Consider the following 13,845-nt stretch of genomic DNA (forward strand, 5'->3'; position numbering starts at 1 on the left):
ACTCAAAAAACATGTTTTTCTTCAGGGACATAGGGGAAAGTAAGAAAGAAGCATATTATTAGCTAACTTTGCATCTGAATGCTATACTTTAAACATATTTTACCCTTATTATTTAGGAGGAATTACGAATGGCAATTACAAATGTAACAGATCAAACATTTTCAAGTGAAACGAACGAAGGCGTCGTACTAGTTGATTTTTGGGCACCTTGGTGCGGACCATGTAAAATGATCGCTCCAGTTCTTGAAGAACTTGATTCAGATATGGGAGATAAAGTGAAAATTGTTAAAGTTGATGTAGATGAAAATCAAGAAACAGCTGGAAAATTTGGTGTTATGAGCATCCCAACTTTACTAGTACTAAAAGATGGAGAAGTTGTTGATAAAGCCGTTGGCTATCAACCAAAAGAAGCTCTTGCTGAAGTTTTAAACAAGCATATTTAATCAGCTAAAGGATTGACAATTGTCAATCCTTTTTCATTGAAATAATTAACAAACGACGAACCCATAATAGCATGTTAAAATAGTATATATTCAATTCATAGGCAGTAATTCGCTTTTTTAATCTTTCGAATTAAAATCGGGAATTACTGCCTATCTACACGTTAGCAAAAAATGAAATAGGGAGTGTTCGCTAATGAGAGATCATATAAAAGAAAAGCTTGCACTTCTTCCGGATCAACCAGGCTGTTACATTATGAAGGACCGTCAGGGAACAGTCATTTATGTCGGGAAGGCAAAAGTGCTCAAAAACAGAGTGCGTTCCTATTTTACCGGATCTCATGATGGGAAAACATTGAGGCTTGTTAATGAGATAGTTGATTTTGAATATATCATTACATCTTCAAATTTAGAGGCCTTAATATTGGAATTGAATTTAATAAAGAAATATGATCCAAAATATAATGTCATGTTAAAAGATGATAAAACCTATCCGTTTATTAAAATTACAAATGAACGTCATCCGCGTCTTTTAGCAACTAGACAAGTAAAGAAAGATAAAGGGAAATATTTTGGACCCTATCCAAATGTTCAATCTGCACGTGAGACCATTAAGCTTTTAGACCGTTTATATCCGTTAAGAAAATGTTCTACTCTGCCTGATCGAGTATGTCTCTATTATCATATGGGCCAATGTTTAGCACCTTGTGTAAACGAAGTTTCTGAAGAAACGAATAGGCAAATGGTAGAGGGGATTACTAAATTTCTCAATGGGGGCTATAAAAGTATTAAAGAGGAACTCTCGATAAAAATGAACAAAGCAGCTGAAGAACTGGAGTTTGAGCGAGCAAAGGAATACAGGGATCAAATCCTTCATATCGAAGCTACAATGGAAAAACAAAAAATGACCTTAAATGATTTTGTGGATCGAGATGTTTTTGGATACGCCTATGATAAAGGGTGGATGTGTGTCCAAGTCTTTTTTATACGACAAGGAAAATTAATTGAACGGGATGTTTCCATGTTTCCAATTTACGATAGTCCCGAAGAAGAGTTCCTGACATTTTTAGGTCAATTTTATTCAAAATCGAATCATTTTCTTCCTAAGGAAATACTTTTACCAGATAGTATTGAATATGACTTAGTGGAACAGCTATTGGAAGTAACCACACTTCAACCAAAGCGTGGGAAAAAGAAAGACCTTATTTTATTGGCACATAAGAACGCGAAGATGGCTCTTAAAGAGAAGTTTCTTTTAATTGAAAGAGATGAAGAGCGAACAATAAAGGCTATTGAAAATTTAGGTGATAGACTCGGCATCCATACACCACACCGAATAGAGGCTTTTGATAATTCAAATATTCAAGGGACAGACCCTGTGTCCGCTATGGTTGTATTTGAAGATGGAAAGCCTGCTAAAAAACATTATCGAAAATATAAAATAAAAAGTGTACAAGGTCCAGATGATTATGATTCAATGCGAGAGGTAGTAAGAAGACGATATAGCCGTGTATTAAAAGAAGAGCTTCCATTACCAGATCTGATCATAATTGATGGGGGAAAAGGCCATTTATCTGCTGCTCAGGATGTGTTAGAAAATGAGCTAGGTCTAGATATCCCAGTTGCTGGATTAGTCAAGGATGATAAGCATCGAACATCAGAACTCATTATCGGATCACCTCCTGAGTTTATACAACTTGAAAGAAACAGCCAAGAATTTTACTTGCTGCAGAGAATTCAGGATGAAGTGCACCGTTTTGCCATTACCTTTCATCGTCAACTCCGAGGGAAGAATGCCTTTCAATCTATATTGGATGAAATACCGGGTGTTGGTGAACAGCGAAAGAAGGCATTACTAAAGCATTTTGGGTCTGTAAAAAAAATGAAGGAAGCAAGTGTGGAGGATTTTAAAGAAGCTGGTATGCCGGATAATATAGCTAAGAAAATCTTGGAACATTTAAATGAATAGAACTTCCATGGTAAGAGACTAAAAAGAATTCTTGCCATTTAATAGAATGTTTGATAAGATTTTATTAATTTGATATTGATCGTTAGTTTGTAAATGATGGTAGAGGTGCGGCCATTAAGAGTAGCCAGTTTGAGGGGAAATGGATTCCGATGACAGCTGGTGAAAGGAATGTTCGCCGAAGTGATAATTGCACCATTTGCTTTTATTGCTGGTTTTACATTTAAGAGATGTAAAATTGTCAAGAATCGATATGTTCTTGGAGAGCTATCTCATTGTATAAACGAAATTTTTCGTTTAATTAGCAATGGGATGTTTTTATGTCTCATTGCTTTTTTTTATACTATCCGAATCATATGGGTGATAGTATAGGAAAAACTAAGGCTTTCTCCATAGGACTTGGAGACAAGCCAAGTTTTTCAATTGTTTGCAATATGAGAAAAACATCTCTAGTATCCAATTCTTGCTCATTTATTAACGTCAATGTCTTATAAAAGGCAATAAACGATCATAAAAAAAACAACTGAAAGGTGAGATAGCGTTGGGTATTATAGTGCAAAAATTTGGCGGAACATCTGTTGGCTCCGTTGATAGAATAGTAAATGTCGCCAATCGTGTCATTCAAGAAAAAGAAGCTGGAAATGATGTAGTCGTTGTCGTTTCAGCAATGGGAAAATCTACAGATGAACTAGTAAATTTAGCAGAACAATTAACTTCAAAGCCAAGTAAGAGAGAAATGGATATGTTATTAACAACAGGAGAACAGGTGACAATTTCGTTGCTTTCCATGGCTTTAATTGAAAAGGGATATAATGCCATTTCGTTTACAGGCTGGCAGGCTGGTATAGAAACAGAAGCGACACATGGAAATGCCAGAATAACTAATATAAAAACAGATCAGCTAAAAAATGAATTAGGTAACGGCAAAATTGTGGTTGTTGCAGGGTTTCAAGGTGTATCCATTGATCAACAAATTACTACATTAGGAAGAGGTGGTTCTGATACGACGGCTGTTGCTCTTGCTGCATCTTTAGGTGCGGATAAATGCGATATTTATACGGATGTGACAGGGGTATTCACAACTGATCCTCGTTTTGTAAAGGGTGCTAGAAAATTAGAAGCAATATCCTATGATGAGATGTTAGAACTAGCGAATTTAGGAGCTGGAGTGTTACATCCACGAGCAGTTGAATTCGCAAAGAACTATAATGTGCCGCTAGAGGTAAGATCAAGTATGGAAAATGAGCGTGGGACAATGATCGAGGAGGAAACAGATATGGAGCAAAATTTAATTGTAAGAGGAATTGCGTTTGAAGATCAAGTGACAAGAGTATCGGTAATCGGGTTACCTAATGAATTAACAACATTGTCCACAATTTTTACTACGTTAGCTAAAAATGGTCTAAACGTTGACATTATCATTCAAAATACAACAAGTGATAACAAAACAACTATTTCATTTTCAGTTAAAACAGGTGATTTAGAGGATACACTACATGTTTTAGAGCAACATAAGAATGAGTTGAAATACGAACGCATTGAATCTGAATGTGGCTTAGCGAAAGTATCAATCGTAGGGTCTGGAATGGTTTCAAATCCAGGAGTAGCAGCAGAAATGTTTGAAGTATTAGCTAAAGAAGGCATAGAAGTAAAAATGGTTAGTACATCTGAAATAAAAGTATCAACGGTTATTTCTCAAGAACATATGGTACCCGCGGTTGATATTCTTCACACTGCATTTGAACTATCCAATACAGCTGCCAAAGTTTAAAAGTTGTAGGGGGATCTCCCCCTAACAACTTACTTTTTACTTCTTTTTCCGAGTGGAGCTTCTTCAAGTACATCTTTATGGTCCCACTTTACTGTAAACACAACTTTATTAGCACGTTTTTTCACTTGCTCATAAGTCTCAGTAATATGATTGTTCATCATTTGGAGTTGTTCAGCAATGAATCCTGCTTCTAGTTGAAATGTAAATTCGTTTGCTTTTTTAAAACGGATTGAAATAAGCTCTCCGCTTAGCTCGAATTCCATTTCATTTTTTTTGTTATGAAGTAAAACTAGTTTTCCCCAACCGGCAATCTCGAAGAAATTTGAGAGTTCTTCAAGAGAAGTGACAGGGTATTTGCGTGCCAAGCCTTTTCCTGCCCAATAAAGCATTTGAGGATAGTCTTGACCGAGCAAATCTGGAATTAACACTTCTCTTAATAATTCGAATCCAAAAGCCGGTAATTGAATATGTTCTAATTCATCGGTTTTAAGTACAACTGATTGTTTGTTCACGGTATTCCCCTCTTTCTCATTAATATTATATATCAACACCCAGGTTAAACACATGTAATATTAAGCAAAATTTGATAACATCGTTCAAATGTTCTAGTCATAAACACTGATTTTTTGAAAATAAACGACAAAAGTTGGTTATCAAGATTTAATGTATATTGATAAAATAAAATATGAGGAATTTCAGTTGTCGAAAAATTATAATTTATGAACGCGTTTTCTTGACGCTCTTTCTTTAAGGGAGTAAAATGTACTTGTTACATTTATCTCAATTAATCAGACAGTATAAATTCATAGACTGTCAGTTTCATACTAGTAATTTTTACTGATCATAATAAAGTGACCATTATTATGAAAAGTAAATTTTATTAGGAAAGGATTAATTAGATAAGAATAGAGTTTTTAACAAAAGTGAGCGCATTATTGATACTAGGGGGTAAGTTTTATGGCTGGAAACCGAGAGTTTATTAATCGTAGACTGCACTCATTATTAGGAGTCATTCCGGTAGGGATCTTTTTGATTCAACATCTTATTGTCAATCATTTTGCCACAAGAGGTGCAGAAGCTTTTAACCAAGCAGCACATTTTATGGAAATGTTGCCATTTAGGTATGTTTTAGAGATCGTCATTATTTTCCTTCCAATTTTATACCATGCGATTTACGGAGTTTATATTGCTTTTACAGCAAAAAACAATGTAAGTAATTATGGTTATCTTCGAAATTGGTTGTTTATGCTACAGCGTGTTACAGGGATTATTACATTTATTTTTATCGCTTGGCATGTTTGGGAAACGAGAATTGCTGCGGCACTTGGAGCAGAAGTGAATTATGACATGATGGCTTCGATTTTAAGTAGTCCATTTATGCTTGTTTTCTATTTAGTAGGTGTCATTTCGACTGTGTTCCACTTTGCTAACGGTTTATGGTCATTTGCAGTAAGTTGGGGAATTACCGTTACTCCTCGCTCACAAGTCATTTCTACATATGTTACGCTAGCGATCTTTTTAGCGCTTTCATTTGTGGGTGTTCGTGCAATTTTTGCATTCGTCTAATCCAGTAATAGCTATTAAAGGGAGTGGGCTTAATGAGTAAAAATAAAATCATCGTTGTCGGAGGCGGACTAGCCGGTTTAATGGCTACAATTAAAGCTGCTGAAGCCGGCGTTCAAGTAGACCTTTTTTCATTGGTTCCTGTTAAACGTTCACACTCGGTGTGTGCACAAGGTGGAATTAATGGAGCAGTTAATACAAAAGGTGAGGGAGACTCACCATGGGAACATTTTGATGATACAGTTTATGGTGGGGATTTCTTAGCCAATCAACCACCGGTTAAAGCAATGACAGAGGCAGCACCTGCTATCATTCACCTATTAGACCGAATGGGTGTTATGTTTAACCGTACCCCGGAAGGATTGTTAGACTTCAGACGTTTTGGTGGTACTCAACATCACCGAACAGCATTTGCTGGTGCTACAACAGGGCAACAATTACTTTATGCATTAGATGAGCAAGTAAGACGTTACGAGGTTGCTGGTCTAGTAACAAAGTATGAAGGTTGGGAATTTTTAGGTGCGGTAATTGATGATGATCAGGTTTGTCGAGGAATTACAGCACAAAATCTTACATCAATGCAAATAGAATCTTTCCGATCAGATGCGGTGATTATGGCTACGGGCGGTCCTGGAATTATCTTTGGTAAATCTACTAACTCAGTTATCAATACGGGATCTGCAGCATCTATTGTCTATCAACAAGGTGTTTATTATGCGAATGGTGAATTTATTCAAATCCATCCAACTGCAATTCCAGGAGATGATAAGCTTCGTTTAATGAGTGAATCAGCTCGTGGTGAAGGTGGACGAGTATGGACATATAAAGATGGTAAACCATGGTATTTCCTTGAAGAAAAATACCCGGCATACGGTAACCTTGTTCCTCGTGATATTGCAACACGTGAGATTTTTGATGTTTGTGTTGAGCAAAAACTAGGTATCAATGGTGAGAACATGGTATACCTTGATTTATCTCATAAAGATCCTAAGGAACTTGATATTAAACTTGGCGGTATTATTGAAATCTATGAAAAATTCATGGGTGATGACCCTCGTAAAGTTCCGATGAAAATTTTCCCTGCAGTTCACTACTCTATGGGTGGCCTATGGGTTGATTATGATCAAATGACAAATATTCCTGGTCTTTTTGCAGCAGGTGAATGTGATTACTCTATGCACGGGGCCAACCGTCTAGGTGCAAACTCGTTGCTATCCGCTATATACGGAGGAATGGTTGCCGGACCTAACGCTGTTAAGTATATTAATGGCTTAGAAAAGAGTGCAGAAGATCTATCTTCAACTCTGTTTGAAGGCTATGTGAAACAGGAAGAAGAAAAGTGGAACAATATTATGAGCTTAGATGGTAACGAAAATGCTTATATTCTCCATAAAGAATTAGGTGAATGGATGACAGATAACGTTACTGTCGTTAGACACAATGATAAGCTGTTAAAAACAGATGAAAAGATTCAAGAACTTATCGAGAGATTTGATAAAATTAATATTAATGATACAGCTAAGTGGAGTAACCAAGGGGCAGCATTCACACGTCAATTGAAAAATATGCTGCAACTATCTCGTGTTGTTACACTTGGAGCGTATAACCGTAATGAAAGCCGCGGTGCACACTACAAGCCTGAATTCCCAGATCGAAATGATGAGGATTGGTTAAAAACAACGATGGCGAAATATACAGGTGATCGAACTGCACCTGAATTCCACTATGATGATGTAGATGTCTCATTAATCAAACCGAGAAAACGTGACTATTCAAAAAGTAAAAAGGGGGATAAATAATGAGCGAGAATAAAGTTGTTCAATTTATTATTACTCGACAAGAATCACCTGAAGCAACCCCTTATCAGGAGAAATTTGAAATACCTTACCGACCTAACATGAACGTTATTTCTGCGTTAATGGAAATCAGACGTAATCCTGTAAATGCTGATGGAAAGCAAACGACACCAATCAATTGGGATATGAACTGTTTAGAGGAAGTTTGCGGAGCATGTTCGATGGTGATTAATGGAAAACCGCGTCAATCATGTACTGCTTTAGTTGATCAGCTTGAACAACCAATTCGTCTTGAGCCAATGCGTACATTCCCAGTTGTTCGTGATTTGCAAGTTGACCGTAAACGTATGTTTGATTCATTAAAGAAAGTTAAAGCGTGGATACCTGTAGACGGTACGTACGATTTAGGACCGGGGCCGCGCATGCCGGAGAAAAAACGTCAATGGGCTTATGAGCTATCAAAATGTATGACATGTGGTGTATGCTTAGAAGCATGTCCTAATGTAAATAGTAAATCAAATTTTATTGGACCAGCTCCGTTATCTCAAGTGCGTCTATTTAATGCACATCCAACTGGTGAAATGAATCGATCAGAACGACTTGAAGCCATTATGGGAGATGGCGGTTTAGCAAACTGTGGTAATTCACAAAACTGTGTTCAATCTTGTCCAAAAGGTATTCCTTTGACAACATCAATTGCAGCACTAAACCGTGATACTGCGATCCAATCCTTCCGTAATTTCTTCGGAAGTGATCAGGTATAAGAATTGATGGAAGAGACTGACTTATAAATAGTTAGTCTCTTTTTTTGTAAAGCACGTTTCTAAAGGACTGTTGTTTTTTTAGTTGTTTGAACATAACTGATTATGTTCATTTGTGCGGATGGTGCGAGACTCCTATGGGAATAGCGGGACAGGTGAGACCCTACTTAAGATGAACATCCTGGAGCGGCAATCAGCCACCCTAGCACTTTTTACACAGCTACAAACTTTGTTAATATTGCCATCTGTAAGTACAAGTCGAAAGGATGAGTGTGATGAAAAAAGTTTCATTTATTGAAAATTTTAATGAAGAGTATAAAAACAGCTTTTCGTTTTCACATCAAATAAAAATAAGATTTTCTGAAACAGATATGTTTGGACACATGAACAATACGGCTCCTTTTACATACTTTGAAGAAGGAAGGATAGAATTTTTTAAAAGCAATGGATTGATGCAAAAATGGTTACATCCAAAAGGAGACACAATTCCGGTTGTAGCAGATCTACAATGTGACTTCTTACATCAGGCCTATTTTGATGAAATGATCACATTGAATGTCAAAATTAATCGAGTAGGAACATCGTCCGTTGAATTACATTATTTAGGGATAAATGAACAGGGAGAGAGTCTTTTTGTAGGCCGAGGAACAGTCGTACAAATATCCAAGTAAGTGTTCCATGGTCAGAAGACGAAAAAGAATGCTTAATGGAGATAGAATCAATGACTCCATAAAAATGGACGTAGTCAAACATCTTTTCAGTATAGATTGTGTCACAGTGCCTCAAGGTTTCACATAGTATATGTTGACTAAATATATACCCATCCGTTAGACCAGCTCTCACCTTAGCAAGGAGGGTTACAATACTTGAAAGAGAAAGAGTTTCAATCAAAGCCACTACTCACGAAAAGAGAGAGAGAAGTATTCGAATTGTTAGTGCAAGATAAAACAACGAAAGAGATTGCTAGCGAGCTCTTTATAAGTGAAAAAACGGTTCGAAATCATATCTCGAATGCGATGCAAAAGCTTGGTGTTAAGGGACGCTCTCAAGCGGTTGTTGAGCTCCTTCGAATGGGTGAACTCGAGCTCTAACCAATACCGGCTCTCCTTATTATGAAGGAAGCCGGTTATTCATTCACGTAAAAAATTTATAAATTGACAGCAAAAATATGTTTTGATGCAGGTGTATGTTAAGTATGAAGTAAGTGCTCCGACTTCACAGTTTTACGAGCTCGCCAATTGGCGAGTTTTTTTATTTGCTTAGGACACTAATAAAATACATCGATTGTGGATAAGTGCTTCGGCATCCAGCTCCGAAGCACAGGACGTTGCGTTTTTGACTTCACTAGGGTCTAGCCAATTTATAATTGAAGGCGAAGAACGCCATCTCATTAAATCGTCTTATTTGCCCTAGGCTGATCAAGGTGCTTGCGCTTTTGTTTATGCTATATGTTAAAAATATCAAACTTGCAATTTAAGAAAAAAACAAGGAAAATAAATATTGGTATGTAGAATCACTTAAATAGTGTCTATAAGAATAAGGTGAGCGAGGTTGAAAGGTGAACAGCATAAATCAAACAAATGATCGAAAACGAACAGTAGCTGATCTTGAAAAGGCGCTTCGTCATATATCAGGAATTATTAAACAAAAGGGTCGAGAAATATTAAATGACTATCATATAACCCCTCCACAGTTTGTTGCCCTGCAATGGTTATGGGAAAATGGAGACTTAACAATTGGAGAACTTTCTACTAAAATGTTTTTAGCATGCAGTACAACAACAGATTTAATTGATCGTATGGAGAAGAGTAAGCTTGTAATAAGAGTAAAAGATCCTCAAGATCGAAGAGTAGTAAGAATTCACTTGTTAGATGAGGGAGAACGAATTATTGAAGAAGTGATTCAGAAAAGGCAACATTACTTGAATGATATGATTGTAAATTTCGATCAAGAAGAATTGCATGCATTGGAAAAATCTTTAATGAAACTACAACAAGAAATGAGTTAAGAATGAGGCGATGTTTTGAAAAGACCGATCGGTGTCATTGATTCTGGAGTAGGCGGACTAACTGTCGCAAAGGAAATCATGAGACAATTACCAAAGGAAGAGATCATCTATTTAGGTGATACAGCTCGCTGCCCATATGGACCGCGTCCAGCTGAAGAAGTTCGAAAGTTTACATGGGAAATGACGAAATATTTACTTGAAAATCATCACATTAAGATGCTTGTTATTGCATGCAATACAGCGACAGCAATAGCTTTGCAAGAAATTCAAGATACTGTCGATATCCCGGTTATTGGTGTTATTTTCCCCGGTGCGAGAACCGCTGTAAAGGTTACAAAGAATGATCATATCGGAGTTATTGGTACACTTAACACAATAAAAAGCTCTGCTTATGAAACTGCACTTAAAACACTTAATAATTGCCTAACTGTTGAAAGTTTAGCATGTCCGAAATTTGTCCCTTTAGTAGAAAGCGGGGAATATGAAGGGGAGGAAGCGAGAGCAATTGTAGAGGAAGCTCTAGCGCCTTTTAAAGATAGTAAAATTGATACATTAATTTTAGGGTGTACACATTATCCTATTCTTCAAAACCAAATTGAGGAATTCATGGGACAAGCAGTGAAAATTATTTGTTCTGGTGATGAAACTGCTCGTGAGGTAAGTACAATTTTATCATTTAATAAAACACTAAATCAGTCGTCAGGAAAAAAACAGCACCTTTTTCTGACAACAGGCCCAAAGCAGTTATTTGAAAAAATAGCTACTAAATGGTTTGAACAACCGATTCAATTTGTTGAATCTATTACTTTGGATGGAATGAAATAAACATAAAACACAGTGAGTATGCTTCACTGTGTTTTTCATGTTTTTTGATAGGCTCATTGTAATTGTTAAATCTCTCTTTGAAAAATAAGTTTGTACAAAAAGTCGGTCTAAAATGGAGAATAGCTCGTATACATAGTAGTACAAACTGCCTTTGGAGGGATTATAATGTCTAAATACAACAAACAGATTGCAGTTACTGTACTCGCATCATCATTGCTCCTTTCTGGTTGTGGATTGTTCAATGCAGAAGAAGCAACAAAGGAAATTGATCCGCCACAAGATGTAAAGATTACAGAAGAGGGTGCAGGAGCAGAAACTGAAAATGGTGTGGAAGATGTAAAAGCTGATCAAGCTGAGGAAACCATTACTAGCCAACTTTATTTAATTGATAAGAGTGGTTTAGTCGTTCCTTATTCAATGAATCTACCAAAAACAGATAGTGTTGCTAAACAATCGCTAGAGTATTTAGTTGAGGGTGGACCAGTATCTAATATGCTCCCTAATGGCTTTAAAGCTGTTTTACCGCCAGATACTCAAGTTCTTGGTGTAAATATTAAGGAAGATGGCACAGCGATTGCAGACTTCTCTAAAGAATTTAATAACTATAAAAAAGAGGACGAAGCTAAAATTCTCCAAGCCATTACATGGACTTTAACACAATTTGATAATGTGGAAAAAGTAAAAATTTGGGTGAATGGACATGAACAGAAGGAAATGCCAGTCAACAGTACGCCAATCCAAGATGGTGTGAGCAGAGAAGACGGAATTAATCATGATTCGACTGATGTTGTAGATATCACAAATACAAAGCCTTTAACGGTATATTACATGGCTGAGTCAGATGGTCAAAAATATTATGTTCCAGTAACAAAGCGTATTAGCAATGAGGAAACAGATCCAATCGTTTCAGCTGTTAATGAACTTGCAGAAGGCCCGTCTCCTTCATTAGGGCTAATGAGTGACTTCCAAGAAGGGGTAGAATTGGTAAGTGCACCGAAATATGAAGATGGGAAAGTAACATTGGATTTCAACGAATCTATATTTGGTAGTTTTGATGAAGAACAAAAAATAATTTCTTCTGATGTCCTCAATACTTTAGTCTTAACATTAACAGAACAAGAAGGCATTGAAAGTGTGGCTGTGACAGTTAATGGAAAGGCTGAGTTAATAAATGAAAACGGTGAAAAATTGACAGAGCCTGTTACTAGACCATCTAAAGTGAATACAGGTAGTTTTTAATCACAGGTTTTTGATATACTATATGATGGGTATAGGGAGGTATGCTTATAACAAAGCTACCTCTTATTTATTGTTTACAAAAGTTTCATTGGAGGGAAAAAGTAATGAGACATGATGAACGTAAAGCAGATCAATTAAGAAAAGTTGAAATCATAAAGGACTTTGTTATTCATCCTGAAGGTTCTGTTTTAATCACGGTTGGCAATACAAAGGTTATTTGTAATGCAAGTGTAGAAGATCGTGTACCACCATTTATGAGAGGTGAGGGGAAGGGATGGATTACGGCTGAGTATGCCATGTTACCTAGAGCAACAGAGCAACGCACGATAAGAGAATCATCAAAAGGTAAAATTACTGGTCGAACAATGGAAATCCAGCGTCTGATTGGTAGAGCATTAAGGGCAGTAGTAAACTTAAATGACCTAGGTGAAAGAACGATTTGGATTGATTGTGATGTTATTCAGGCAGATGGAGGAACAAGAACTGCATCTATTACAGGAGCATTTGTTGCAATGGTAATCGCTCTAGAAAAACTTATGAAAGCTGGAAAAATTAAATCATTGCCAATAACAGGATTTCTTGCAGCTGTATCTGTAGGGGTAGATTCTGAGCAGGGAGAAATTTTAGATCTTAATTACATAGAAGATTCTAGTGCATTAGTTGATATGAATGTAATCATGACATCAACGGGTCAACTTGTTGAAGTTCAAGGAACTGGCGAGGAAGCTACATTCACGAGGAATGAACTAAACAGTATGTTAGATTTGGCGGAAAAAGGAATCAAAGCGCTAATTGAACATCAAAAAGAAGTGCTTGGGGATATTTCTTTGTTGATCGAGGAAAATGAGAAAAAGCAGGTTATGTCAAAGTGAAAAATATCATAATCGCAACTAAAAACAAAGGAAAGGTAAGAGAGTTTGAAGCTATGCTTGCTCCTTTAGGATATCAAGTTCAATCACTTTTAGATTTTCCTGCTTCAATCGATGTTGAGGAAACAGGTCAGACCTTCGAAGAAAATGCTATACTAAAAGCGGAAGCTATATCCAAGGAGTTTCAGCTTATGACAATCGCTGATGATTCCGGGTTGGAAATTGATTTTTTAAATGGTGAGCCAGGGGTCTTTTCAGCTAGATATGCGGGTCCTGAGAAGGATGATCAAGCAAATATAGAAAAAGTACTAGAAAAGCTTGAGAATGTAGAAATGGGGCAACGACAAGCTAGGTTTGTTTGTGCTTTAGCCATTTCAATACCAGGAAAACAAACCAAAACTGTTATTGGTACCTGTGAAGGCTATATCGCTTATGAGAGAAAAGGTCAGGGCGGATTTGGCTATGATCCTATTTTTTGCATAGATGATAAAGGAAAAACAATGGCCGAGTTATCAAAGGAAGATAAAAATAAAATCAGCCATAGGGCCGATGCAATTAGGAAAATAAAAGAATTATTGAAATGAATCTAAAATGGAGCGAAGGTTGC

The 13,845-nt window shown here is 36.7% G+C and carries 14 protein-coding genes and 1 riboswitch; of the genes, 13 read left to right on the forward strand and 1 reads right to left on the reverse strand.

The genetic code is table 11. The annotated features are described in order from the left end of the window. The first annotated feature begins 128 nt into the window (after positions 1 to 128). The 3 genes from trxA (at position 129) to AC4GZ8_RS21885 (ending at position 4,177) form a co-directional block, all read left to right on the forward strand. Positions 129 to 443, forward strand: coding sequence for a thioredoxin (gene trxA / locus AC4GZ8_RS21875; protein WP_491084028.1), 315 nt, complete (start codon positions 129 to 131; stop codon positions 441 to 443). A gap of 193 nt (positions 444 to 636) precedes the next feature. Beyond that, the gene (uvrC, locus tag AC4GZ8_RS21880; protein WP_491084029.1) at positions 637 to 2,409 is read left to right on the forward strand and encodes an excinuclease ABC subunit UvrC; all 1,773 of its coding nucleotides are present in this window, start codon (positions 637 to 639) and stop codon (positions 2,407 to 2,409) included. A 92-nt stretch (positions 2,410 to 2,501) separates the two neighbouring features. Beyond that, positions 2,502 to 2,684: riboswitch (Lysine riboswitch) on the forward strand. Between the two features lie 263 nt (positions 2,685 to 2,947). After that, positions 2,948 to 4,177, forward strand: a complete 1,230-nt coding sequence (locus AC4GZ8_RS21885; protein ID WP_491084030.1) for an aspartate kinase — start codon at positions 2,948 to 2,950, stop codon at positions 4,175 to 4,177. Positions 4,178 to 4,206: 29 nt separating this feature from the next. Here AC4GZ8_RS21885 and AC4GZ8_RS21890 read toward each other — a convergent pair whose 3' ends face one another. Further along, complete coding sequence (locus AC4GZ8_RS21890; protein ID WP_491084031.1) at positions 4,207 to 4,689, reverse strand: YslB family protein; 483 nt, start codon at positions 4,687 to 4,689, stop codon at positions 4,207 to 4,209. Positions 4,690 to 5,134: 445 nt separating this feature from the next. Here AC4GZ8_RS21890 and AC4GZ8_RS21895 point away from each other — a divergent pair, with 445 nt between their 5' ends. The 10 genes from AC4GZ8_RS21895 (at position 5,135) to AC4GZ8_RS21940 (ending at position 13,822) form a co-directional block, all read left to right on the forward strand. Further along, complete coding sequence (locus tag AC4GZ8_RS21895; RefSeq protein ID WP_102230748.1) at positions 5,135 to 5,743, forward strand: succinate dehydrogenase cytochrome b558 subunit; 609 nt, start codon at positions 5,135 to 5,137, stop codon at positions 5,741 to 5,743. Positions 5,744 to 5,775: 32 nt separating this feature from the next. Then, entirely contained in the window at positions 5,776 to 7,539 is a 1,764-nt protein-coding gene (sdhA, locus tag AC4GZ8_RS21900; protein WP_491084032.1) for a succinate dehydrogenase flavoprotein subunit, read from the forward strand. Beyond that, positions 7,539 to 8,300, forward strand: coding sequence for a succinate dehydrogenase iron-sulfur subunit (sdhB, locus tag AC4GZ8_RS21905; RefSeq protein ID WP_491084033.1), 762 nt, complete (start codon positions 7,539 to 7,541; stop codon positions 8,298 to 8,300). The genes sdhA and sdhB overlap by 1 nt, the downstream gene beginning before the upstream one ends. A 272-nt stretch (positions 8,301 to 8,572) precedes the next feature. Next, positions 8,573 to 8,968: an acyl-CoA thioesterase gene (locus AC4GZ8_RS21910; protein ID WP_491084034.1), complete on the forward strand. Its 396-nt coding sequence runs from the start codon at positions 8,573 to 8,575 to the stop codon at positions 8,966 to 8,968. 195 nt (positions 8,969 to 9,163) lie between these two features. After that, positions 9,164 to 9,388 carry a spore germination transcription factor GerE gene (gerE, locus tag AC4GZ8_RS21915; RefSeq protein ID WP_003184172.1) on the forward strand — a complete coding sequence of 75 codons (225 nt, stop codon included), beginning with the start codon at positions 9,164 to 9,166 and terminating at the stop codon, positions 9,386 to 9,388. Between the two features lie 476 nt (positions 9,389 to 9,864). Then, a complete protein-coding gene (locus AC4GZ8_RS21920; RefSeq protein ID WP_491084056.1) occupies positions 9,865 to 10,305 on the forward strand; it encodes a MarR family winged helix-turn-helix transcriptional regulator in 441 nt (146 codons plus the stop codon). 15 nt (positions 10,306 to 10,320) lie between these two features. Next, positions 10,321 to 11,130 carry a glutamate racemase gene (racE, locus tag AC4GZ8_RS21925; protein ID WP_491084035.1) on the forward strand — a complete coding sequence of 270 codons (810 nt, stop codon included), beginning with the start codon at positions 10,321 to 10,323 and terminating at the stop codon, positions 11,128 to 11,130. A gap of 162 nt (positions 11,131 to 11,292) precedes the next feature. Further along, positions 11,293 to 12,369, forward strand: coding sequence for a GerMN domain-containing protein (locus AC4GZ8_RS21930; protein WP_491084057.1), 1,077 nt, complete (start codon positions 11,293 to 11,295; stop codon positions 12,367 to 12,369). A 104-nt stretch (positions 12,370 to 12,473) separates the two neighbouring features. After that, positions 12,474 to 13,241, forward strand: coding sequence for a ribonuclease PH (gene rph, locus AC4GZ8_RS21935; protein ID WP_491084036.1), 768 nt, complete (start codon positions 12,474 to 12,476; stop codon positions 13,239 to 13,241). Continuing rightward, the gene (locus AC4GZ8_RS21940; protein WP_491084037.1) at positions 13,238 to 13,822 is read left to right on the forward strand and encodes an XTP/dITP diphosphatase; all 585 of its coding nucleotides are present in this window, start codon (positions 13,238 to 13,240) and stop codon (positions 13,820 to 13,822) included. The genes rph and AC4GZ8_RS21940 overlap by 4 nt, the downstream gene beginning before the upstream one ends. Positions 13,823 to 13,845: the final 23 nt, after the last annotated feature.

The organism is Metabacillus sp. RB-C-LZQ-3-1, assembly GCF_058315175.1.

What these genes read in the sequence shown, in the direction of transcription:
- AC4GZ8_RS21910 (WP_491084034.1), top strand. Translation starts at nt 8,573, where the DNA reads ATGAAAAAAGTTTCATTTATTGAAAATTTTAATGAAGAGTATAAAAAC.
- trxA (WP_491084028.1), top strand. Translation starts at nt 129, where the DNA reads ATGGCAATTACAAATGTAACAGATCAAACATTTTCAAGTGAAACGAAC.
- uvrC (WP_491084029.1), top strand. Translation starts at nt 637, where the DNA reads ATGAGAGATCATATAAAAGAAAAGCTTGCACTTCTTCCGGATCAACCA.
- sdhB (WP_491084033.1), top strand. Translation starts at nt 7,539, where the DNA reads ATGAGCGAGAATAAAGTTGTTCAATTTATTATTACTCGACAAGAATCA.
- sdhA (WP_491084032.1), top strand. Translation starts at nt 5,776, where the DNA reads ATGAGTAAAAATAAAATCATCGTTGTCGGAGGCGGACTAGCCGGTTTA.
- AC4GZ8_RS21895 (WP_102230748.1), top strand. Translation starts at nt 5,135, where the DNA reads ATGGCTGGAAACCGAGAGTTTATTAATCGTAGACTGCACTCATTATTA.
- rph (WP_491084036.1), top strand. Translation starts at nt 12,474, where the DNA reads ATGAGACATGATGAACGTAAAGCAGATCAATTAAGAAAAGTTGAAATC.